Below are 20,544 nucleotides of genomic sequence, written 5' to 3'. Positions count from 1 at the left end.
CCTTATCCATGAGGTTTGCCATGACAACCCATTTTTCCGATCGCATTTCCGATGTGCCAAGGTCCTTTATCCGGGAAATCCTGAAGGTGGCCATTGACCCTGCGGTGATCTCCTTTGCGGGCGGCCTGCCCAACCGTGATTTTTTTCCTGTGGCCGCCCTCCAGGAGGCCACGCACCGGGTCTTTGAAACCGCAGGAAAAGAAGCCCTCCAGTATGCCAACTCCGAAGGCGATATCGTACTCAGGGAAATGATCGCCCAGCGTTACAGGCAGAAAAAGGGCCTTGAGGTGAAGGTGGAAAATATCCTCATCACCAGTGGATCCCAGCAGGGTCTCGACCTCATGGGCAAAATCCTTCTCAACGAAGGAGATCCTGTGGCCATCGAGGAGCCGGGCTATCTCGGCGCCATTCAGGCCTTTTCCGTATACAGGGCCCGATTCCATCCCGTTCCCGTATCCGAAGAAGGCATGGACACCGAAGCCCTGGCCAAGATGCTGAAAAAGGAAAAACCCAAGCTTCTCTATGTGGTTCCCAACTTTCAGAACCCTTCGGGCATCACCTATCCCGACGCCAACCGGGATGAAGTAGCCGGGGTACTCCAGGGTTCCGACACCCTTCTCATTGAGGATGATCCCTATGGGGAGCTGCGTTTTACAGGCAAGCACCAGAGAAGCTTTGCCCAAAGGCTTCCGGAACAAACCGTCATGCTGGGCTCCTTTTCCAAAGTGGTTGCACCGGGCCTGCGCATTGGCTGGATTGTGGCGCCCGATGCCATCATGGACAAACTCATTGTGGCCAAGCAGGCAACGGATCTTCATACCCAGTATTTCGGTCAACGCATCCTGCGCCAGTTTTTCCTCGAAAATGATCTGGACACCCACATTGCGACCATTCTCAAGGTCTATGACCGTCAGCGTCTTGCCATGCTCCGGAGCATGGAAGCCTATTTCCCCAAAGAGGTGAAGTGTACCCGACCGGAAGGTGGTATGTTCCTCTGGATGACACTTCCCCAGGGACTTTCCGCCATGTCCCTGTTCCACCGGGCCATTGAAGAAAAGGTGGCCTTTGTGCCGGGAGATCCCTTCTATACCCACCGAAAGGAAGTCAATACCCTGAGGCTCAATTTTTCCTGCGTGGACGAAACAGGCATTGATACAGGTATGGCAAGACTGGGGGCAGCGGTAAAAAAAGAACTGCTGTGACAGCCTTACAATGGTTTCGGGATAGTCCCAAGGGCTTTTTCTGGGCTATTCGTCCAGCACGGCTCTCACCTTCATGACAAAATCCCGCATGGAAAAGGGCTTTTGGATGAAGAAGCTCTGACTTTCCAGGATTCCGCGATGGGTGATGATATCCTTTGTGAATCCGGACATGAACAGACAGCGGATCTGCGGCAGGATGGCCCGGATCTGCCCTGCGAGATCCGGACCCGCCATGCCGGGCATCACCACATCCGTGATCAGCATGTGAATGGTCTCCTTGTACTCCCTTGCGATGTTCAGGGCTTCGCTGGGATGCTGGGTTCCCAGCACCCTGTACCCATGGTTCTGGAGCATGGTGGTGGTGATCTGCAGAAAAGCCAGTTCATCCTCAACGAGCAGGATGGTTTCGTTGCCACTCTGAAGAAACAAAGAGGCTTTCTTGGCAGGCGGATCCAGGGCGCCTTCGTGCCTGCGCAGATAGATCCTGAAGGTGCTTCCCCCTCCCGGCTCACTATAAACATGGATGAACCCATTGTTCTGCTTCACAATTCCATACACCGTTGCAAGGCCCAGCCCCGTCCCCTTATCCAGGCTTTTTGTGGTGAAAAAGGGCTCAAAAATCTTGTCCAGGGTTTCTTTATCCATACCACAGCCCGTGTCACTGACCGTGAGAAGAACGTAGGCCCCAGGGACAAAGTCCGCATGCCGCATGCAATCCGCATCGTCAAAAAAAACATTTTTGGTGGCAATGCTGATCCGACCCACGCCATCTATGGCGTCCCTGGCATTCACACAGAGGTTGGCAAGAATCTGATCCACCTGGGATGCGTCCATGAGCACAGGCCAGAGATCTTTGCCAGGAAGCCAGTCCAGATGGATCTCCTCTCCCAGAAGACGCCGCAGCATCTTGAGCATGGAGTCCACAACCGCGTTGATGTGAAGAACCTTGGGCGTGATGGTCTGTTTGCGGGCAAAGGTCAGCAACTGGCGCGTCAGCTCCGCAGAACGAGCGGCCGCATTGCGGATCTCCTCAAGTTTCGCCCAAAGGGGATCGCCTGGCTGAAGAGACATGAGGGCAAGGTCCGCATACCCCATGATCACCCCCAGCATATTGTTGAAATCGTGGGCCACCCCACCGGCAAGACGACCGATGGACTCCATTTTCTGGGCCTGAAACAACTGCGCTTGTAGTTTTTCCTTTTCCTGTTCCGCCTTTTTACGTTCACTTACGTCCTGCACCGTGGCAAAGACCAAGGGCTTTTTTCCCTCCCTGTGCAAAAGGATGCCCTGGGTACGAACAAAAAGGACCTCGCCGTCCTTCCGTAAAACCCGGTACTCATTGGGCGTCAGTTCCTCACCTTCCGAAGCAATGCAGGCCTCCACCCATTGCCGCACCCTTTCCAGATCCTCAGGGTGATGTATGCTGGCATTCACTCTGTCATAATCAAAAACCTCCCCTGTCTCATACCCAAGGAGGGCGTAAAGAGGCGGCGAGGCTGTGATGGCTCCGGTTTCAAGGTCCCATGTGAAATCCCCAAGCTTTGCAATCTGCTGGGCTGTGATGAGTCGTCTCTCGCTTTCACGCAGGGCTTTTTCCGTTTCCAGACGCCGCGCAAGTTCTCCTTCTGCCTCCAGCATTTTCTGCTCCAGCTTCCGCACCAGGCGTTCGCTGTACAGCTTAAAAACCTCCCCCTCATCCGCCAGAGGTATTGCGCTGATTTCACGTACAGACCGCCCCATCACCTCCTGCACGGTCTTCATGAAAATCTCCGGCTCACAGGGTTTTTCGATAAAACAATCCGCACCGATTTTCAGGGCAAAGGCCTCATCCTGGGGACCTGTGTACGTGGCCGTATAGACGATAAAGGGAATCTGGCGCAGCCGGGGGTCAGCCTTGACCTTGCGACACAACTGAAACCCATCCATCACCGGCATGAGAATATCGCTGATGATCAGGTCCACACCTTCTTTTTCAAGCGCCTCCATGGCTTCTTGCCCATGCCGGGCCTGAATCACCGTATATCCGTGCCCTTTTAACAGGCTTATCAGCAAAAAAAGGTTTTCTTCATGATCATCAACAACGAGAACCTTCATGGACGCCCCCTTTTAAGTCTCTTCGCCGTCTTTTCTGAGGTAGGCGATCACCTCTTCCACAAAAGTTTCCGGGTCAATGGGTTTTTCAATATATCCTGTGGCACCCGAAGCAAGGATACGCTCCTTGTCGCCCACCATGGCATAGGAGGTGACGGATATGATCGGCACATCCGCAAGCAGCGCGTGCTTTTTCAGCTCCGCAGCCACAGCATAGCCATCCATTTCCGGAAGCTGAATATCCAGAAGAATGGCTTCCGGTTTATGGCGAAGGGCCTCATCAATCCCCTTTCGTCCGTTTTCCGCGCCAATGACAGTAAAACCCTTGTTCTCCAGGAGAAATCGCATCATGTAAAAATTATGTTCATTGTCTTCAATGATCAGCAAGGTTTTGCTCATATCAGGCCTCCCGCCTGTTTGGGAAAACGGATGGTGAAGGTACTGCCACTCCCCCACTGACTTTCCACATCAATGCTTCCCCCCATCATAGCAATCAGTTTCCTGCAGATGGAAAGCCCCAGCCCCGTCCCTTCATGCTTACGCGCAAGCCCGGTGTCGCTCTGATAAAAGGGCTGAAAAAGTTCGGGGATTTCTTCGGGTTTCAGACCTATGCCTGTGTCCTTCACCGCCAGAACACAAAAGGCGCCCTCGGAGGTGCATATCACTTCCACCCAGCCTTTGTCCGTGAACTTGACGGCGTTGCTGAGAAGATTCAGGATAACCTGCTCCAGGCGACGCTGGTCCGTGCAGACCTCGCCCACATCTTCTCCGATGTGCAGTTTCAGCCCGATCCCCTTTTTCTCGGCCATGGGAGAAACCACACGCACCACCTTTTCAATGGCCCCAGGAAGTCCAAAGGTAGAGAAGGCAAGGCGCAGCTCCCCGGCCTCAATCTTGGAAATATCCAGCACATCGTTGATCAGAGCCAGGAGGTGGCGGGAACTCACCTGCACCATGCGCATCTGTTTCTGCTGCTCTTCATTGAGGGGCCCGGCGAGGCCCTGGAGCAGAATGCCTGTGAATCCAATGATGGAATTAAGCGGCGTACGCAGCTCATGGGACATGCTGGCCAGAAAGGCGGACTTGAGCCGATCCGCCGATTCGGCCCGCTCCTTGGCCTCTTTCAGTTCTTCCGTCCTCTGACTGACCCGGCTTTCCAGGTTGGCGTTCAACTCCCGCAGGGCCCTTTCTCTGTCTTTCACCTCCTCATACATGGCGTTCAGTTCCCTGTTCCGCAGAAAAAGCTCCCGGGTTCTGGCATTCACCTGACGTTTCAGCACAAAGCCTCCCCCAAGGCTGACGAGAAGGGCAAGCCCCACCCCAAGGCCTGCGATTTTTGCCCAGGCGGGAAAAACAAATTTCACCCGCTCCGAAGACCAGTATTTCAGCGATCGGTAATAGGCCGACTGGTGATCCTGCTTGAGAAGCAGAAGGTGGGTGTCAATGGCTGCGAGAAGCGATTCCTGCCTGTTTTTGGGAGAGGCAAAGTACAGATTAGAGGGACTGAAAAGGATGCTGGTATCCACAAGCCCCATCTGCCTTGCTGTCAGCAGCAGAAAGTTGTTGGCCACAGCCGCATCCGCCTCCTCTCCCACAACCGCTTCAAAAATACTCTGGTAATCCGGCCGGGAAAGCAGCGTGATTGTGAGGCCGAATCCATCCGCAAGCTGCTGAAAGGCCGCATGCTGCACCGAGCGCTCCAGAACGGCAATGCGTTTTCCTTCCAGATCCTCCATGGTTTTAATGGCACTGTCCTTGCGCGTATAAACCTGAAACCAGGAAGACATGACCGGCACTTTGTGAAAGCTGAAAAGTCTCTCCCGGTCCGCTGTCTGGGCCACATCGGGCATGAGATCAATCTCGCCCCGCTCCAGCCTGTCGAGCCCCTCGCCCCAACCGCCCTGAACATACTCCAGGCGCCAGCCCTCCCTGCCTGCGATGTATTCGATGATATCAATAAAAATTCCAGCCGCTTTTCCGGATTCTTCCGTGAAGATCTTGGGAGGATTTTCGTACACGCCCACCCGCACCACCTGCGCATGGGCTTCTCCAAACCCCATCCCGGTAATCCCCAAGAAAATAAAAAGAAACCGTAAAAAGAGCAGCCCCGGATTGCAGGCGGGTTCAGAGAGGCGTTGGAACCTGGAAGCGCTGTCCATGAGGTCTCCTCCATCCGTGCAGGTTGAGAGCTGTATTGTGCCGCATGATTATGAAAAAGCATAAAACGCCTTGACCATAGAAGAAAGAAAAAACTGTCTTTTTCCATGGCAGCGCAGATTTCTGGTCTCAAACCCAACGGCCTCTCTCCCATGACCAGGCTCAGATATCCTCATAAACGTCTGAAAAAAAAACTCTCTTTAAAGAAACAGGCCCAAAGGTCTCATCCATGGCATGCGCTGAAAAAACCACGGCCGTCAATGGCGGGCCTGCGGGTTTTTCGGGGATACCTTTTTCCCTTGACACGGAGAAAAAAAACGACTTGGTTGGGGCTGCTTATTCTCAGGGCGGGGTGAAATTCCCCACCGGCGGTATCCCGGTCTTGATCCGGGGAGCCCGCGAGCGCTCCTTTATGATCGTGAAGGAGGTCAGCAGATCCGGTGAAAAGCCGGAGCCGACGGTCACAGTCCGGATGAAAGAGGATAGGACAGTCACCCCTTCGCAGGGCCTTGCGCCTGCGTCGGCTGTTCTGCGCGTGCAGACGGCTGTCTTCATCTGTGCCCTGATTCTGGTAACCTGTTATTTCTCAAAAGGAGTTTTACCATGAATCAGAACCTGTCCACCCGTTTTGGCGATTCCGTGGAACGTATGCGAAACGCCATCGCCTCCCTCCAGAGAGGAAACGGCGTCCTTGTCACCGATGACGAGGATCGTGAAAACGAAGGCGACCTCATCTTTCCCGCCGAAACCCTCAACACCGAACAAATGGCCATGCTCATCCGGGAATGCAGCGGCATTGTCTGTCTCTGCTTAACGGATGAAAAAATCCGCGCTCTGAAGCTTCCTCCCATGGTTGAGAAAAATTCCAGCCCGTATCAGACCGCATTCACGGTTTCCATTGAAGCCGCCGAAGGCGTCACCACGGGTGTTTCTGCCAGCGACCGGGTGAGAACCGTTCACACAGCCATTGCAGAAGATGCAAAACCCCAAGACCTGAACCGTCCGGGTCATGTCTTTCCCCTGCGGGCAAGACCCGGCGGCGTTCTGGAGCGCCGGGGGCATACGGAGGCCACAGTGGATCTCATGCGCCTGGCAGGCTTAAAACCCTGCGGTGTGCTTTGCGAGTTGACCAATCCCGACGGCAGTATGGCGCAACTTGCCCAAATAATGGATTTCGGGGAAACCCACAGCCTGCCCGTACTCACGGTGGAGGATATTGTCTCCTGGCGTCAGCACTGCGCAGGCTAAAAAAATTTCCCCTCCCCGAGTCCCCCCTGGGACTCGTCCCAAGGGCAACCTCCCAGCTTGTCCATGCCGGGGCCTGAAGCCGGATTTTTCCGACTTCAGGCCCTTCTTTTTCGCCCTGAAAGAACCCAGCCCACCGTTCTGCGCCTTTCTTCCCTTCCATCCCTTTGGTATCCGGGACTTTTCCCTTGGGGGCAATAAAAAAATTGACAATGAAAAATCTTCTTCTATAATGTGACGTCAGATTCACTTATGTCTGAAACATTCTGGTTTTATTTCTTATACATACAAGAGCAAACGTTCGTTTTAACTTCAGGATTCTGAAAAGAAAGGATCTGTCATGGACCAGCCCCCCCTCACCCGGCGGGAAAGGGAAAAAATCCGGCAGCGTCAGGAAATGCTGGATGCGGCCCTGCTCCTTTTTTCCGAAAAGGGATACCACAATGTCTCCATGCAGGAGATTGCCGAAAAATCCGAGTTTGCCATCGGTACCCTCTACAAATTTTTTCAGAACAAGGAAGACCTCTACAAGGCCATGGTTCTCGATCAGTGTGACCGTTTTGATCTGGCCTTTACCCAGGCTCTGGATGCAGCCGAACCTGTAACGGAAAAACTCCGCAGCTATATCCAGGCCAAAGGAGACATGTTCCGTGAAAACCTTGCCTTTGTTCGCCTGTTTCTTGCGGAGAGCAAGGGAGCCAGTTTCAATCTCAATGCTGGCCTCGATGAGGAAGTACGGGCACGGTATACCCTTTTTCTGGAAAAGGTGGCCGAAGTCTTTGCCCGTGGAATCCGGGAAAAAATTTTCCGGGAAATTGCTCCGCCCTTCACCCTCGCCGTGGTGATGGACAACATCCTTGACGCCTTTCTCCTTCTCTGGCTGGAAAAGCCCGAAGAACACCCTTACCCCGAAAATCCGGGCACCATTCTCGATATACTCTTTAAAGGCCTGCTTGTTTCCTGAAACCCTAAAGGTTCCAGTTTTCCTTCCCCCCTACCCCAACCGGAGGTTGTGGATGTACCCCAGTCAATTTCCCCGTCTTCTGTCAGGAGGCCTCTGCCTCCTCTTTTGGGTTCTGCTCCTTGCAGGATGTCAGACCAGTTACAGTGAACCCTCTTCCCAGCCCCCGCCCCCTCCGGAGGTCGGCACACTGACCCTTCAGCATGAAACCCTTGCCCTCAGCACCGAGCTGCCCGGACGCACCTCCGCCTACCGGATTGCGGAAATCCGGCCCCAGATCAACGGCATGATCCAGAAACGTCTTTTTGAGGAAGGCACGGATGTCAAGGAAGGACAGATCCTTTACCAGATCGATCCCTCCCCCTTCCAGGTGGCCCATGAGTCGGCCAAAGCCTCCCTTGGCAAGGCTGAAGCCAATCTTCCGCCCGCCCGGTCCAGGGTAGAGCGTTACAGGGATCTTCTGCAGGATAATGCCGTCAGCCATCAGGACTATGAAGACGCATCCGCGGCCCTGCTCCAGGTGCAGGCGGAGATCGCCTACTGGAAAAGCGCTGTGGATGCGGCCCGCATCAATCTCGATTATACCCGGATCAAAGCGCCCTTTCCCGGACGCATCGGCCGCACCCAGGCCAGAACCGGAACCCTGGTGACAGCCTATCAGCCCACGGCCCTGTCCACGGTGCAGCAGCTGGATCCCATTTATGTGGATGTGACCCAGTCTTCCGCGGAACTGCTGCGCCTCACCCGCAGTCTTCAAAGTGGCCTGCTCAATGAGGATAAGGAAAAGAGCACCCGCGTGCGTCTTCTTCTGGAAGACGGAACACCCTATCCCCTGGAAGGCCGCCTGCAGTTCCGGGATGTGACCGTGGACCCGGCCACAAGCTCCTTTTCCTTGAGGATTGTGGTGCCCAACCCCGACCATGTGCTGCTTCCCGGCATGTTTGTACGGGCTGTCATCCAGGAGGGAACAACGGATCAGGCCATTCTTGTTCCCCAGCAGGGGGTAGGCCGCAATCCCAAGGGAGAACCCGTGGCCCTCGTGGTGGATGAAAAAAATACGGTGCAGCAGCGCGCTCTGGTGCTCAACCGCGCCATCCGGGATCAGTGGCTCATCACCTCCGGGCTGGCCCCCGGAGACCGTCTCATTGTGGAAGGTCTTCTCAAGGTAAGACCGGGCATGCAGGTGGAACCCGTTCCCGCAAGTCTTCTCCGGGAGAGCACGCAGCAGCCGGCAATATCCCAACTGACAACCGCCAACCAGCCCTAAAGGGAGCGCTCGGTCATGTTATCCAATTTTTTCCTGGATCGCCCGGTCTTTGCCTGGGTGATCGCCATTGTCATCATGCTGGCGGGTGGACTGGCCATCCATAACCTGCCCATTTCCCAGTATCCTCCCATTGCACCGCCTTCCATCGCCATCGAAGCCTTTTATCCCGGTGCTTCGGCGGAAACCGTTGAAAACAGCGTGGTGCAGATCATCGAACAGAAAATGACGGGCTTTGACAAGCTCCTCTATATGGCCTCCACCAGCGACTCTTCCGGTGCAGGCCGGGTGGAGCTGACCTTTGCGCCGGGGACAGATCCGGATCTGGCCTGGTCCCAGGTGCAGAACAAACTCCAGCTTGCCATGGCCAGCCTTCCGGATGTGGTGCAGCGTCAGGGCGTGAAAGTCAGTAAATCCACCCGAAACTATCTCATCATCGTGGGGCTGATTTCCGAAGACGGGAGCATGGACGGCAATGATCTCCGGGATTATGCCCAGTCCAACGTGGAAAAGGTTCTGGCCAGGGTTCCGGGCGTGGGTGAGGTGGAAAGTTTCGGCACCCAGTACGCCATGCGGATCTGGCTGAATCCGGAAAAACTCACGGATTACCAGCTCACCATCGAAGATGTCATCCTTGCCCTCAGATCCTACAACGTGGAAATCTCGGCAGGTCAGTTCGGTGCCCTGCCTGCGGTGCAGGGGCAACGGATGAACGCCTCCATCATTGTCCAGAACCTTCTTAAGACGCCGGAGGAGTTCGGATCCATTCCCTTACGTGTCCGGACCGACGGCTCCACCGTCCGGGTGCGGGATGTGGGGACTGCGGAGCTGGGAACAGAACGCTATGATGCCAACGCCCTCTTTAACGGTAAGCCCACCGCCGCCATGGCCATCCGTCAGGCCGCAGGGGCCAATGCCCTGGATACGGCCAAGGCCATACGGGAAAAAATGGAGGAGCTTTCGGGTTATTTTCCCCCTGGTGTCAAGGTGATTTATCCCTACGACACCACGCCCTTTGTCCGGGTGGCCATCAACGAGGTGGTGAAAACCCTCTTTGAGGCCATCTTTCTTGTGTTCCTTGTCATGTACCTTTTCATGGGCAATATCCGGGCCACCCTCATCCCTACCATGGCTGTGCCCGTGGTCATTCTCGGCACCTTTGCCGTTTTGAGTTTTTTTGGCTACTCCATCAACATGCTCACCATGTTTGCCATGGTACTGGCCATTGGTCTTCTGGTGGATGACGCCATTGTGGTGGTGGAAAACGTGGAGCGGGTCATGGCGGAAGAAGGCCTTTCGCCCATGGAAGCCACCCGAAAATCCATGAAGGAAATCACCAGTGCCCTCATTGGCATCGGCCTTGTACTCTCTGCGGTTTTCGGGCCCATGGCCTTTTTTGGTGGTTCTACCGGCGTCATTTACCGGCAGTTCTCCGTCACCGTCATCGCCGCCATGCTCCTTTCCGTGGTGGTGGCCCTCATCCTCACCCCCGTTCTCTGCGCCTCCATTCTCAAGCCGGTGCCAAAAGGGCATGAACCCTCGGATCATGCCTTTTTCCTGTTCAGACCCTTTTTCCGGGGTTTTGACCGGTTTTTTTTCTGGATCCGGGACCGATATGAGGCCTGGGTGGGCAGAATGATCCGCAAGAAATTCCGTTACCTCTTTATCTACGTCCTTCTGGTGGGCGCTCTGGGCTGGCTTTTCCTGCAGATGCCCACGGCCTATCTGCCGGACGAGGATCAGGGTATCCTTTTTGTCCAGGCCCAGCTTCCTGCGGGCTCCACCATGGAACAGACAGAAAAGGTCATGGACGAGGTACGCGCCTATTTCCTTGAAGACGAAAAGGAAGCCGTGGCCTCCATCCTCACTGTGTCCGGATTCAGCTTTGGCGGCAGTGGACAGAACATGGCCCTGGCCTTCATCAAGCTGAAAGACTGGGATCTGCGGGATCGCTCGGATCTCAAGGTAAACGCCATTGCCGGACGGGCCATGGGACGCTTCAGCCGCATCCGCAATGCCCAGGTCTTTGCCTTTGCACCGCCTGCGGTGACAGAACTGGGGCAGGCCGGAGGGTTTGACTTTCAGCTCCAGGACCGGGGGGGCTTGGGTCATGCCGCACTCATGGATGCCAGAAACCAGCTCCTGGGCATGGTTGCCCAGGATTCCCGCCTCACACGGGTCCGGCCCAATGGCATGGAAGACGTGCCTGAGTACCGCATGGATGTGGACTGGGAGCGGGCCGGAACCCTCGGGGTGCCCATCAACAGCATCCACACCACCATTTCCGCAGCCTTTGGCAGCGCCTATGTGAACGACTTCATTCAGGCTGGCCGGGTCAAACGGGTTTTTGTTCAGGCAGATGCCGAACACCGCATGCTGCCCAGCGACATTGACCGCCTTTATGTTCGAAATGAAAGCGGCACCATGACCCCTTTTTCCGCCTTCGCCTCCGGCCGCTGGACCCATGGCGCGCCACGGCTGGCCCGTTTCAACGCCTTTCCTTCCATCAATATCTGGGGGGAAGCCCCCCATGGAACGAGTACCGGGGAGGCCATGCAGGCCATGGAGGAAATAGTGGATCGCCTGCCTTCGGGCATTGGCTTTGACTGGAGCGGCATCTCTTTTCAGGAGCGCATGGCAAAATCCCAGACCGGCCTTCTTTACGCTTTTTCCATGATTGTGATCTTCCTCTGCCTTGCCGCCCTTTATGAAAGCTGGACCGTGCCCGTGGCCATCATGCTGGTTCTGCCTCTGGGTGTCATCGGCGGCGTCCTTGCCTCCATGGCCAGGGGCTTTCCCAATGACGTGTATTTTCAGATCGGCCTTCTCACCGTTCTGGGCCTTACCACCAAAAACGCCATCCTCATTGTCCAGTTCGCCATGGTCCGCATGCAGGAGGGCAAACCCCTGGTGGAAGCCACCCTGGAAGCGGCCCGCCTGCGTCTTCGGCCCATTGTCATGACCTCCCTTGCCTTTGGCTTTGGCGTTCTGCCTCTGGCTCTGGCCTCAGGGGCTGGCGCAGGGGCCCAGACCGCCATCGGCACCGGTGTTCTGGGAGGGATGATCACCTCCACCACCCTGGCCATTCTCTTCATTCCCCTGTTCTACGTCGTGGTTGTGCGGTTTTTGGGCAGAAAAGAAGCTGCTACCATCCCACAGGCCCTGACGGACCAGCCCATTCCTTCGGAGGGACACTGATATGCAAAGACCTCTGATATTACTGATACTGCCTGCGCTGCTTTTTCTCAGCGCCTGCTCCCTGATTCCCGAATATCACCAGCCCGAAGCCCCGGTGCCCAAGGACTGGCCCCAGGGACCGGCTTATCCCGAATCCCTGGATGAAAAAGTCACAGGAGCCATACCCTGGGAATCCTTTTTCACGGATCCCAAACTCCAGCAGGTGATCCAGGCTGCCCTGGACAATAACCGGGATCTGCGCATTGCTGCCCTTTCTGTGGAAAAAATGCGCATCCTTCACCATATCCAGCGCAGTGATCTCCTGCCTTCCGTGCATGGGGGAGCCAGGGGCTCGCAGCAGCGTGTGCCTGCGGATCTTTCCAGTACAGGCCGTTCCATGACCGCTGAACAGTACGGTCTGGAGCTGGGCATCACCGCCTGGGAACTGGATTTCTTCGGACGCCTCCGAAGCCTGGAACAGCGGGCGCTTGAAGAATATCTGGCCACAGAACAGGCCCGGCGCAGTGTGCAGCTCATGCTCATCTCCGAAGTGGCCAGAGCCTATCTCACCCTTGCCATGGACAGGGAAAACCTGCATCTCGCCAGCTCCACCCTCAAGGCCCAGGAAGCTTCCCAGGCGCTGATTCGCCGCCGCGTTGAAGTGGGGCTTGCGCCGGAACTGGATCTCAGGCAGGTGCAGACCCGCGTGGAAAGTGCTCGCCTGGATGTGGCCCGGTTCACGGAGCTGACCGCCCAGGATCTCAATGCCCTCCACCTTCTTGTGGGCAGACCTGTGGATGAAACCCTGTTGCCGGAAAACCTCAGCTCCCTGCATCCCCTTAAGGAAGGCGGCTTTGGCACCCCGTCCGAAGTCCTGCTCCAGAGGCCGGATATTCTTCAGGCGGAAAGCATGCTGAAAGCCGCCCATGCGGACATCGGTGCCGCCCGGGCGGCCTTCTTTCCCCGCATCACCCTGACCAGCTCCATCGGTACGGCCAGCAGTGAGCTTTCCGGCCTTTTTCGTTCCGGATCCGATACCTGGAGTTTCTCGCCCAGCATCAGCGTGCCCATCTTCCATCCCCGTACCTGGTCCGGCCTTGAGGCCAGTAAGGTGGAGCAGGAAATCGCCGTGGCCCGCTATGAACGGGCCATTCAGGCGGCGTTCCGGGATGTGGCCGATGCCCTGGCCCGCAAAGGCACGCTGGGCGATCAGATGAAGGCCCAGGAATCCCTTGTGGAAGCCTTTTCCCATACCTACAGGCTTTCCAATGCCCGGTACGAGAAAGGCAGTGACACCTACCTCAGTGTGCTGGATGCCCAGCGCTCTCTGTACAGCGCCCAGCAGGGACTCATCGCCACCCGCCTTGCAAGGCTTGCCAATCAGGTGCAGCTCTACGCGGCCCTTGGCGGCGGTGCAGGTGAAATGTTCCCTGAAAAACCCGAATAAAGACATACCCATGGGTTGCATCCCCACCATCCTGGATGCGGATGCAACCCCCCTTCAAAATGCCTCTTCTCGCTGGCCTTGGCCAGGAGAGCCAGAACAAAACCTCCCTGCCCCCACTCAGGATCCCCTGAACACAGTGGCCGGTAAAAAATCCCCCCAACTTTCCACAACCCAAGCTTTACAACCAAAAAATGCAGAGGTCAGACCCAAAAAAGGATTCCTTGCCCTCCTGCCAACCTTGCACTATGATACAAGGCCAGTCACAATTTTGTTCTTCCATGCGGAAAGCACAGCAGGCAATCCTCCCTCCCCTGCTCTCCGGATTGGCAGACTTCCATGCCGGGCTGCCTGCGTTCTGAAAAAAGCCCTTTTCAACCAACCGCTTACCCAAAGGAAGTTTTCCATGTCTTCCAGCGCCAAACCCTTGCCCGACACCTCCTATGCAGGCAGGATTCTCGGCCATACCTGTTCCCCTGAGCTAGAAAAACGTCTCCTGGCCCTGCTCACCGCCTCTCCGATGCTGGTTTCCATGGATCTTCCGGTTTTTCATTATGTGGCCGCCTGGAAGGATGACAAAACAGATATCTGGTATGAATTTGCAGATCCACGTTTCTGCAAGCTCTTTTCCGCACGACCGGACACCCTGGCCAAAGCCTTCCGCACCGCTGTTCTGGAGCAAAAGGTTTATCCGGAAAAGGATCAGGATGACGGGGCAAGGGTGCAGAAACTGGAAGCCGAAGACCTGGCCCAGGATCGCAGGGTTCTCCGGAACCGGAACATCGCAGAGGGCGCATCCGAGGCCATCTACAAAGTACGTCTTCCCGAGGGTTCCTGCATCTGGCTCAAGGATCAGGCAAGGCTTGAAACCTTTCCCCAGGATGGAATCACCCTTTCCACGGGCGTTCTCACGCCGGTTTCCAATGAAATGGTCATGGAGGAAGCCCTGCGTCGGGCGGAAAAGGCCCTAAGCCACAGTGAAAAACAGTTCAGGGATCTTTTCGCCCAGAGCAATGACGCCATTCTTCTCCTGGATGCCAGGGGCCGTATCCTCAAGGCCAACCGCAAAGCCGAAGAACTGACCGGCCTTGACCAGGAAGATCTCACCGGCAGGCAGGCCTGCGATCTTTTTCCGGAAGCGGAACACCGGCGCATACAGGACGCCAGGACTCAGATCGCCTCAGGCAGGGAAGCCCGCATTGAAACCTTCCTCAACAAGGACGAAGGCACCCTGGAAGTGGATATCAACGCCCGCCAGGTGATCACCACGGACAATGCCCTCATTCAGGCGGTGATCCGGGATATTTCCATCAAAAAACGCCTGGAAGCCGAACGCAGCAAACGCGAAAAATTTGACATGCTCAAAACCCTTGCTGGCGGACTGGTGCATGATGTGAACAACCTTCTTTCTGCCATCACGGGCAATCTTTCCCTGGCGGCCTTTGAAAACAACCTGCCCCCAGGCATTGTCACCATCCTGAATCGCATTGAAACCGCCACCTCCCAACTGAAAAACATCACCCGCAAAATGCTGGTTCTGGCGGATGCAGACACCGGCGTCCGGGTTCCGGGCCAGATCCGCGCCTGCCTCCAGCAGGCTTTGGACATGGTAGGCCCCCTGCCCCCCGCCATCCGCCTTCTCATGGATATTCCCGTGATCCTTCCCTCCCTGCCCATGGATCGCAAGGCGCTGACCGAAGCCTTTGCCGCTATCCTGGAAAACAGCCTGGACGCCATGCCCAAAGGCGGCATCCTGACCATTCAGGTCCATGGTGTCAGCGCCAGAGATTCGGATCCGGGCGAAAACCTCTGCCTGCTCACTCCGGGAGATTATCTTTGCATCCATTTCATGGATACGGGCAGCGGCATTGAGGAAAAAAACCTCTCCAGAATTTTTGATCCCTATTTTTCCACCAAACAGCGAGGAACCCGAAAGGGCACAGGCCTTGGGCTTTCCCTTGCCTATGCGGTCATCAAACAGCATGGCGGACATATTCTGGCCCAGCCTCCGGACGAAACCAGACCCGGGGCTTCCCTTCTTATTTATCTGCCCCTGACCTGACCCCAGGCATCCAATCCTTGCCCTTTTTCCCCCTCCCTGATATGAGGGCTTCCAGTCCTTAGGACTTCAAGATCCCCAGACCTGGAAACCTTTACAGGTGCATTTTTCCTGTGACCCCTCATAGCATAAGGAAGCTTCATGGAATTCCGGAGCGTCGCCCACGTAACAGAAGCCCTTTCCGCAGCCCGCTACATCCCCTCCACGGAAATCGCCACCGTGGTCTTTCTTGCGGCCGCCACCAGAAAACCCATCCTCGTGGAAGGCCCCGCAGGTGTGGGCAAAACCGAGCTTGCCAAATCCATCTCCCTGTGCATGGACCGCCCCCTCATCCGCATGCAGTGCTATGAAGGGCTGGACGAGGCCAAGGCCCTGTATGAATGGGAATACGCCAAGCAGCTTCTCTACACCCAGATGGTGCGGGACAAAATCCATTCCGTGGTGGAAGAGGCCGACACCCTGGCCGAGGCCGTGGAAAAGATCTCCGAGCAGGAAGACGCCTTTTTCTCCGAGCGTTTTCTCCAGCCAAGGCCCCTGCTCAAAGCCATCCAGTCCGAAAAGCCCGTGGTCCTGCTCATCGACGAGGTGGACAAGTCCGACCCGGAGTTTGAGGCCTTTCTTCTGGAACTTCTCAGCGATTTTCAGGTCTCCATCCCGGAAATCGGCACGATCCGGGCCAAGACCATTCCCTTTGTCATCCTCACTTCCAACAACTACCGGGACATGAGTGATGCCCTCAAGCGGCGCTGCATCCATCTTTTCATTGATTACCCCGCCATTGAGACGGAAAAGGAAATCGTGCGCATGAAAATCTCCGGCATCGAAGAGATTCTCCTCGACAAGCTGGTGCGCACCGTTGCCAATCTGAGGGGGCTGGATCTTAAAAAACGTCCCTGCATTTCCGAAACCCTGGACTGGGCCCGCTCCCTCATGGTGCTTCAGGCGGACACCATCACCCCGGAAGTGCTGGCCTCCACCCTGAACATGCTGGTGAAGTTCAAAAGTGACGCGGAACTGGTGAAAGAACGCCTGCAAACGGTCATCGCCTGAGCGGAAAGGGCCTTCCATGCTCGACATGATCACCAAATTTTCCGCCTGCTGCCGGGCGGCGGGGCTCAAGGTCTCCCCCCTTGAAGTCATTGACTGCATGTCCCAGCTCCGCTTCATTGACGCAACGGACGAGGAAGCCTTCCGCAGCCTGCTCATGGCCAATTTTGTGAAAAGCCGCAGGGACCAGCCCCGTTTCCTGGAAATCTACCACCTCTTTTTCCATGAGCTGCGTACCTCCTTTCACGATGTTCAGGAAGAAGACAGCGAGAATCCGGAAACACCCAAGCAGAAGCGGGTGAAGGAAATCCTTGAAAAGATCCGGGAGGATCTGGGGGATGAGGCCGAAGCCCTTCAGAACCTCCTCGACTATCTGGGCGGCGACCCGGAAGCCTTTCTCAACGAGGTGCAGGAAATCCACAACCTCGTGGAGCAACGCTCCCTGGCCATCAAGGTGAAGTCCAACATGGGCCAGCTCTCCAACCGCCTTTCCGTGATGCTGAAAATCAACCAGATCCGCCAGAAAGCCCTGCAACTGGCAGGAGAGCTGGACGCACCCGGAGATCCCTTCACCAAAAGGGAAATCGATGCCTATTTTTCCAAGATGCTGGACCGTTCCTTTGATCTTCTGACCCGGGACAAGAGGCCGGACAACGTGGCCCTGCGACAGGTGAACCGTACGGACCCGCGCTTTGAGGAAATCGGGGAAAGACCCTTTGCCACCCTGACCCCCACTGAAATGGAACGCACAAAGGAGGTCACGGACCGTCTGGTGCGTAAACTCAAAGACATGGCCACAAGGCGGTACGCCTCCCGCAACAAGGGGATGCTCGATGTGCGCAAAACCCTGAGACGGGCGGGCCGTTTCCAGGGCGTTCCCCTGGAACTGCATTTCAGGGACAAGCCCCTGCGTAAAGGCAAGATCGTGGCCCTTTGCGATGTGTCCGGCTCGGTCTGGTCTGCGGCCCGCTTCATGCTGGCCATTCTTTATTCCCTTCAGGAATGCTTCAATGGGGTGAAAAGCTTTGCCTTTGTCTCCGATGTGGCGGACATCACCCCCCTTTTCAAGGCCAACCCCGTCAACGAAGCCATTGAAAAGGTCTTTTCCGAATCCGGCATCGACACCCGCATGCTCACGGACTACGGCGCAAGCTTTGTGCGGTTTCGGGAAAGGCACATGCACGAGCTTTCCACCAAGACCACCCTGCTCATCATCGGAGATGCCCGGAGCAATTACCAGAACCCTCATCAGGAGATTCTGGAAGAAATGCGGGATCGCTGCCGCAGGATCATCTGGCTCAACCCCGAACCTCTCACCACCTGGAGTACGGGGGATTCGGAAATGTTCACCTACAAGGCCCACTGTCACGAAGTCCGGCCCTGCCGCAATTTAAACCAGCTTGTGACCTTTATTGAGGAACTGGTACTGTGAGCCCCAATCCCTTTCACAGCCTTCTGGATTTTCCCCACACCCGACAGGATCTGCGCATCCTGGCTGGAAATTTTGCCTCCCACATTCTCAACGATTTTCCCGACATCGCCAACAGCCATCCCATGCCCGGGGAAGTCTGGACAAGGGCCGGAAAAAGCGGCATCCTTGGCATCGGTATTCCGGAAGCCTCCGGCGGACTTGGGGGCGGATATGGGGACATTGCCGCCGTATCCGCTGAAATCGCCTTTGCCTCCGCCTGTCCGGGCCTTGCTCTTTCCGTTCTCCTTCATCACCTCACAGCGGTTTTTGCCATCAAAGGACTGGGAACGACAGAACAGAAAGCCGCCCTCCTGCCCCGCCTTGCCGCAGGCAGTCTCACCGCATCCCTTGCCATCTCCGAGCCAGGTATCGGGGCCCATCCCAAAGGGCTTGCCACAAGGGCTGAAAAAACCGCCGAGGGCTGGCGGATTTCCGGAAAGAAAACCTTCATCACCAATGCCCCCCTTGCAGGGCTTTTCATTGTGATGGCCGTAACCGGAGAAGAAAAGGGGAAAAAGGCCTTTTCCGCCTTTCTTGTGCCTGGGGAGAGTGCGGGCCTTGAAGTGAGGGACCTGGGGCCTTTGCCCTTTTTCCGACCCGCTCCCCACGGGGAAGTGGATCTCCATGGGGTGGATGTCGCCCATGCCGCTCTCCTGGGTCCTGAGGGAAAAGCCTTTGACATGCTGGCCAAACCCTTCCGGGGTGTGGAAGATGCCCTCATGGCCGGAGCTGTGGCGGGCGGGCTGGCAGCCCTTCTCTTACGCTGCTGCCGGGATCTCAAGGGTTTGGATCCTCTCCCCCTGAAACAAGCCATGGGTCTCAGTCAGGCCCGCATTGCAGCCCTTTCCTCCCTGGCCTGCCGGGCAGCGCAGAGCGCACCTCCTTCCTTTGTGGCGGGCAACCTCAACCTTGCCATACGTCACCTGGCCGCAGACATCCTGAAGGATCTGCGCGCAGTCATGGCCGGAGCCTCCCTTGCAGAGGATACGGAAATCCTTTTTAAGGACATGGAAAAATCCGGCGTCATTGCCGCCAATGTGGCCCGTATCCGCCAGGAACAGGCGGGAGCCGCCCTTCTTTCATTCTGAAAAACCCGAACTTTCCGGATATTGGAGACGGATCTTCTTTGACAAAAAAGAAAAAATCCGTCACAAGCATGCCTATCCTTAATTCATGCATACGCCCTTGTTCCACCCTTTCAGCAAAAAGGAAAAAGCGTGTATCAGGTCCGTACGGATATTCAGAAGAATCGGCTTTACCTCACCCTGGGTCGGATTCTCAGCAAGGAAGAAACCCAGCAGATTGAGGTCCGCGTCCTGCAGGAGGTCAAGCGTCTGCGTCAGGGTTTTACCTGCATCAGTGACCTGCGTGATTTTTGCATGGAAACCGATCTCAACGACAATTTCATGCAGGAAATTCAGGAGATTCTCTGGGACAGCGGCGTCCGGGCAGTGGCTCGCATCAGCCCCATGCACCAGTGCAAGGGGCACTTCCGCTTTGAGCAGGGCTCAGCAGTATGGCCAAGCTACGACATCATTCCCGTACATAGCCTGAAAGAGGCCGAAGCCCGTCTGGACGCCCTCCCCTGATTCCTTTTTCCCGAACGAAGCTCTGCCCTGCCAGGCAGGCGGAGCTTTCACATCCTACGGAATTCTCACCTCTGCGGGCACCCGACCTTTGCCATAAAAATCCTCAAGAATCCGCAGGTCTCCGTCCTTTGCCCTGAATTCCCGGAAAGCCCTGCCAAAGGTTTCCAGAAACACTGCCGCAGGGCCTTCCTTTCGGGACACCAGCTCAATCACAAGAAGGGGTTTATGCTCCCAGACCGCAAACCCCTTGTCCACACCCTGAAATTCCTTTTCCATCATTTCAAGGGCTGTGATGTCCACGGTGTGCCAGAAGTCCACCCGACCCGCCTTTAATTTACGCAGGTTATTTTCCATCCTGGATTCTTCCACCACCATGCCCACAGCGCGGAAAAGCTCCGAAAAATTGCTGCCCAGGGAAGTGGCAATACGGTAGCCCTTAAAATCCTCCAGGCCTGAGGCCCTGAAATCCGGAAAAGCTGCCCTGCGGTACACCATCACCATTTTTGCCTTTAAAATGGCTTCCGCAAGAATACTGCCCTCAAGCTCGGGAAAATACCGGCTCTCTCCAAGAAAAAGCAGATCGCCCTTTCCCTCACTGTGGAACATCTGAAGAACCCGTTTTCTCGGATACACCTGAAACACCACTTCGGGCAGGCTGTCCCCCGCCCCTTCCCGGATCATGCGGGGCAAGAGCCCTGTGCCATCCTCCTCCATATAGGGAGGATAGCTGAAGGTCAGGATTTCGAGAGGCCGGTTTTCCCCGCAAAGGGCAAGGAAGGGATGCCCCACCCCCCAGAAGAAGAGACCCACCAGGAACAGCATTTGAAATCTTGAGAA

Annotated in this window: 15 protein-coding genes and 1 riboswitch; of the genes, 11 read left to right on the top strand and 4 right to left on the bottom strand. The window is 56.1% G+C overall.

Going from position 1 to position 20,544, the window contains the following annotated elements; all coding sequences use genetic code 11:
* Nucleotides 1-20: 20 nt before the first annotated feature.
* Nucleotides 21-1,202: a PLP-dependent aminotransferase family protein gene (locus tag RBR60_RS06745; RefSeq protein ID WP_320355125.1), complete on the top strand. Its 1,182-nt coding sequence runs from the start codon at nucleotides 21-23 to the stop codon at nucleotides 1,200-1,202.
* Between the two features lie 45 nt (nucleotides 1,203-1,247).
* Here RBR60_RS06745 and RBR60_RS06740 read toward each other — a convergent pair whose 3' ends face one another.
* From RBR60_RS06740 to RBR60_RS06730, 3 genes are read right to left on the bottom strand one after another with little or no spacing between them, the layout of a single operon-like run.
* Nucleotides 1,248-3,296 carry a response regulator gene (locus RBR60_RS06740; RefSeq protein WP_320355124.1) on the bottom strand — a complete coding sequence of 683 codons (2,049 nt, stop codon included), beginning with the start codon at nucleotides 3,294-3,296 and terminating at the stop codon, nucleotides 1,248-1,250.
* A 12-nt stretch (nucleotides 3,297-3,308) separates the two neighbouring features.
* Complete coding sequence (locus tag RBR60_RS06735) at nucleotides 3,309-3,692, bottom strand: response regulator (RefSeq protein ID WP_320355123.1); 384 nt, start codon at nucleotides 3,690-3,692, stop codon at nucleotides 3,309-3,311.
* Nucleotides 3,689-5,452: an ATP-binding protein gene (locus RBR60_RS06730; RefSeq protein ID WP_320355122.1), complete on the bottom strand. Its 1,764-nt coding sequence runs from the start codon at nucleotides 5,450-5,452 to the stop codon at nucleotides 3,689-3,691. Before RBR60_RS06730 ends, RBR60_RS06735 begins: the two co-directional genes overlap by 4 nt.
* Nucleotides 5,453-5,784: 332 nt before the next feature.
* Nucleotides 5,785-5,938: riboswitch (FMN riboswitch) on the top strand.
* A 115-nt stretch (nucleotides 5,939-6,053) separates the two neighbouring features.
* Between RBR60_RS06730 and ribB the strand changes: the two genes are divergently transcribed.
* The 10 genes from ribB to RBR60_RS06680 all read left to right on the top strand — a co-directional run bounded on the left by ribB (nucleotide 6,054) and on the right by RBR60_RS06680 (nucleotide 19,707).
* Entirely contained in the window at nucleotides 6,054-6,698 is a 645-nt protein-coding gene (gene ribB, locus RBR60_RS06725; RefSeq protein WP_320355121.1) for a 3,4-dihydroxy-2-butanone-4-phosphate synthase, read from the top strand.
* Nucleotides 6,699-7,035: 337 nt separating this feature from the next.
* Nucleotides 7,036-7,659, top strand: coding sequence for a TetR/AcrR family transcriptional regulator (locus tag RBR60_RS06720; RefSeq protein ID WP_320355120.1), 624 nt, complete (start codon nucleotides 7,036-7,038; stop codon nucleotides 7,657-7,659).
* 52 nt (nucleotides 7,660-7,711) lie between these two features.
* Nucleotides 7,712-8,923 carry an efflux RND transporter periplasmic adaptor subunit gene (locus tag RBR60_RS06715; RefSeq protein ID WP_320355119.1) on the top strand — a complete coding sequence of 404 codons (1,212 nt, stop codon included), beginning with the start codon at nucleotides 7,712-7,714 and terminating at the stop codon, nucleotides 8,921-8,923.
* A gap of 15 nt (nucleotides 8,924-8,938) precedes the next feature.
* Nucleotides 8,939-12,118: an efflux RND transporter permease subunit gene (locus RBR60_RS06710; RefSeq protein ID WP_320355118.1), complete on the top strand. Its 3,180-nt coding sequence runs from the start codon at nucleotides 8,939-8,941 to the stop codon at nucleotides 12,116-12,118.
* A gap of 1 nt (nucleotide 12,119) precedes the next feature.
* Nucleotides 12,120-13,544: an efflux transporter outer membrane subunit gene (locus RBR60_RS06705; RefSeq protein ID WP_320355117.1), complete on the top strand. Its 1,425-nt coding sequence runs from the start codon at nucleotides 12,120-12,122 to the stop codon at nucleotides 13,542-13,544.
* Nucleotides 13,545-13,947: 403 nt separating this feature from the next.
* The gene (locus RBR60_RS06700; RefSeq protein WP_320355116.1) at nucleotides 13,948-15,603 is read left to right on the top strand and encodes a PAS domain S-box protein; all 1,656 of its coding nucleotides are present in this window, start codon (nucleotides 13,948-13,950) and stop codon (nucleotides 15,601-15,603) included.
* Between the two features lie 138 nt (nucleotides 15,604-15,741).
* Complete coding sequence (locus RBR60_RS06695) at nucleotides 15,742-16,650, top strand: MoxR family ATPase (RefSeq protein ID WP_320355115.1); 909 nt, start codon at nucleotides 15,742-15,744, stop codon at nucleotides 16,648-16,650.
* A 16-nt stretch (nucleotides 16,651-16,666) separates the two neighbouring features.
* The gene (locus RBR60_RS06690; protein ID WP_320355114.1) at nucleotides 16,667-18,079 is read left to right on the top strand and encodes a vWA domain-containing protein; all 1,413 of its coding nucleotides are present in this window, start codon (nucleotides 16,667-16,669) and stop codon (nucleotides 18,077-18,079) included.
* On the top strand, nucleotides 18,076-19,206 hold the full coding sequence (locus tag RBR60_RS06685) for an acyl-CoA dehydrogenase family protein (RefSeq protein ID WP_320355113.1): 1,131 nt from the start codon (nucleotides 18,076-18,078) through the stop codon (nucleotides 19,204-19,206). The genes RBR60_RS06690 and RBR60_RS06685 overlap by 4 nt, the downstream gene beginning before the upstream one ends.
* 129 nt (nucleotides 19,207-19,335) lie before the next feature.
* Entirely contained in the window at nucleotides 19,336-19,707 is a 372-nt protein-coding gene (locus RBR60_RS06680; protein ID WP_320355112.1) for a hypothetical protein, read from the top strand.
* Nucleotides 19,708-19,761: 54 nt separating this feature from the next.
* Here RBR60_RS06680 and RBR60_RS06675 read toward each other — a convergent pair whose 3' ends face one another.
* Nucleotides 19,762-20,529, bottom strand: coding sequence for a hypothetical protein (locus RBR60_RS06675; RefSeq protein ID WP_320355111.1), 768 nt, complete (start codon nucleotides 20,527-20,529; stop codon nucleotides 19,762-19,764).
* Between the last annotated feature and the right edge of the window lie 15 nt (nucleotides 20,530-20,544).

It is taken from the genome of Desulfobotulus sp. (assembly GCF_034006065.1).
In the GTDB taxonomy this organism is placed as follows: Bacteria; Desulfobacterota; Desulfobacteria; order Desulfobacterales; family ASO4-4; genus Desulfobotulus.
Note: the sequence above shows the minus strand (reverse complement) of the source record. Positions and strands in the feature narration are given on the sequence as shown.

Coding starts and splice junctions, on each gene's coding strand:
- RBR60_RS06740 (WP_320355124.1), bottom strand. CDS start 3,296: ATGAAGGTTCTCGTTGTTGATGATCATGAAGAAAACCTTTTTTTGCTG.
- ribB (WP_320355121.1), top strand. CDS start 6,054: ATGAATCAGAACCTGTCCACCCGTTTTGGCGATTCCGTGGAACGTATG.
- RBR60_RS06705 (WP_320355117.1), top strand. CDS start 12,120: ATGCAAAGACCTCTGATATTACTGATACTGCCTGCGCTGCTTTTTCTC.
- RBR60_RS06735 (WP_320355123.1), bottom strand. CDS start 3,692: ATGAGCAAAACCTTGCTGATCATTGAAGACAATGAACATAATTTTTAC.
- RBR60_RS06745 (WP_320355125.1), top strand. CDS start 21: ATGACAACCCATTTTTCCGATCGCATTTCCGATGTGCCAAGGTCCTTT.
- RBR60_RS06695 (WP_320355115.1), top strand. CDS start 15,742: ATGGAATTCCGGAGCGTCGCCCACGTAACAGAAGCCCTTTCCGCAGCC.
- RBR60_RS06710 (WP_320355118.1), top strand. CDS start 8,939: ATGTTATCCAATTTTTTCCTGGATCGCCCGGTCTTTGCCTGGGTGATC.
- RBR60_RS06715 (WP_320355119.1), top strand. CDS start 7,712: ATGTACCCCAGTCAATTTCCCCGTCTTCTGTCAGGAGGCCTCTGCCTC.
- RBR60_RS06690 (WP_320355114.1), top strand. CDS start 16,667: ATGCTCGACATGATCACCAAATTTTCCGCCTGCTGCCGGGCGGCGGGG.
- RBR60_RS06675 (WP_320355111.1), bottom strand. CDS start 20,529: ATGCTGTTCCTGGTGGGTCTCTTCTTCTGGGGGGTGGGGCATCCCTTC.
- RBR60_RS06700 (WP_320355116.1), top strand. CDS start 13,948: ATGTCTTCCAGCGCCAAACCCTTGCCCGACACCTCCTATGCAGGCAGG.
- RBR60_RS06730 (WP_320355122.1), bottom strand. CDS start 5,452: ATGGACAGCGCTTCCAGGTTCCAACGCCTCTCTGAACCCGCCTGCAAT.
- RBR60_RS06720 (WP_320355120.1), top strand. CDS start 7,036: ATGGACCAGCCCCCCCTCACCCGGCGGGAAAGGGAAAAAATCCGGCAG.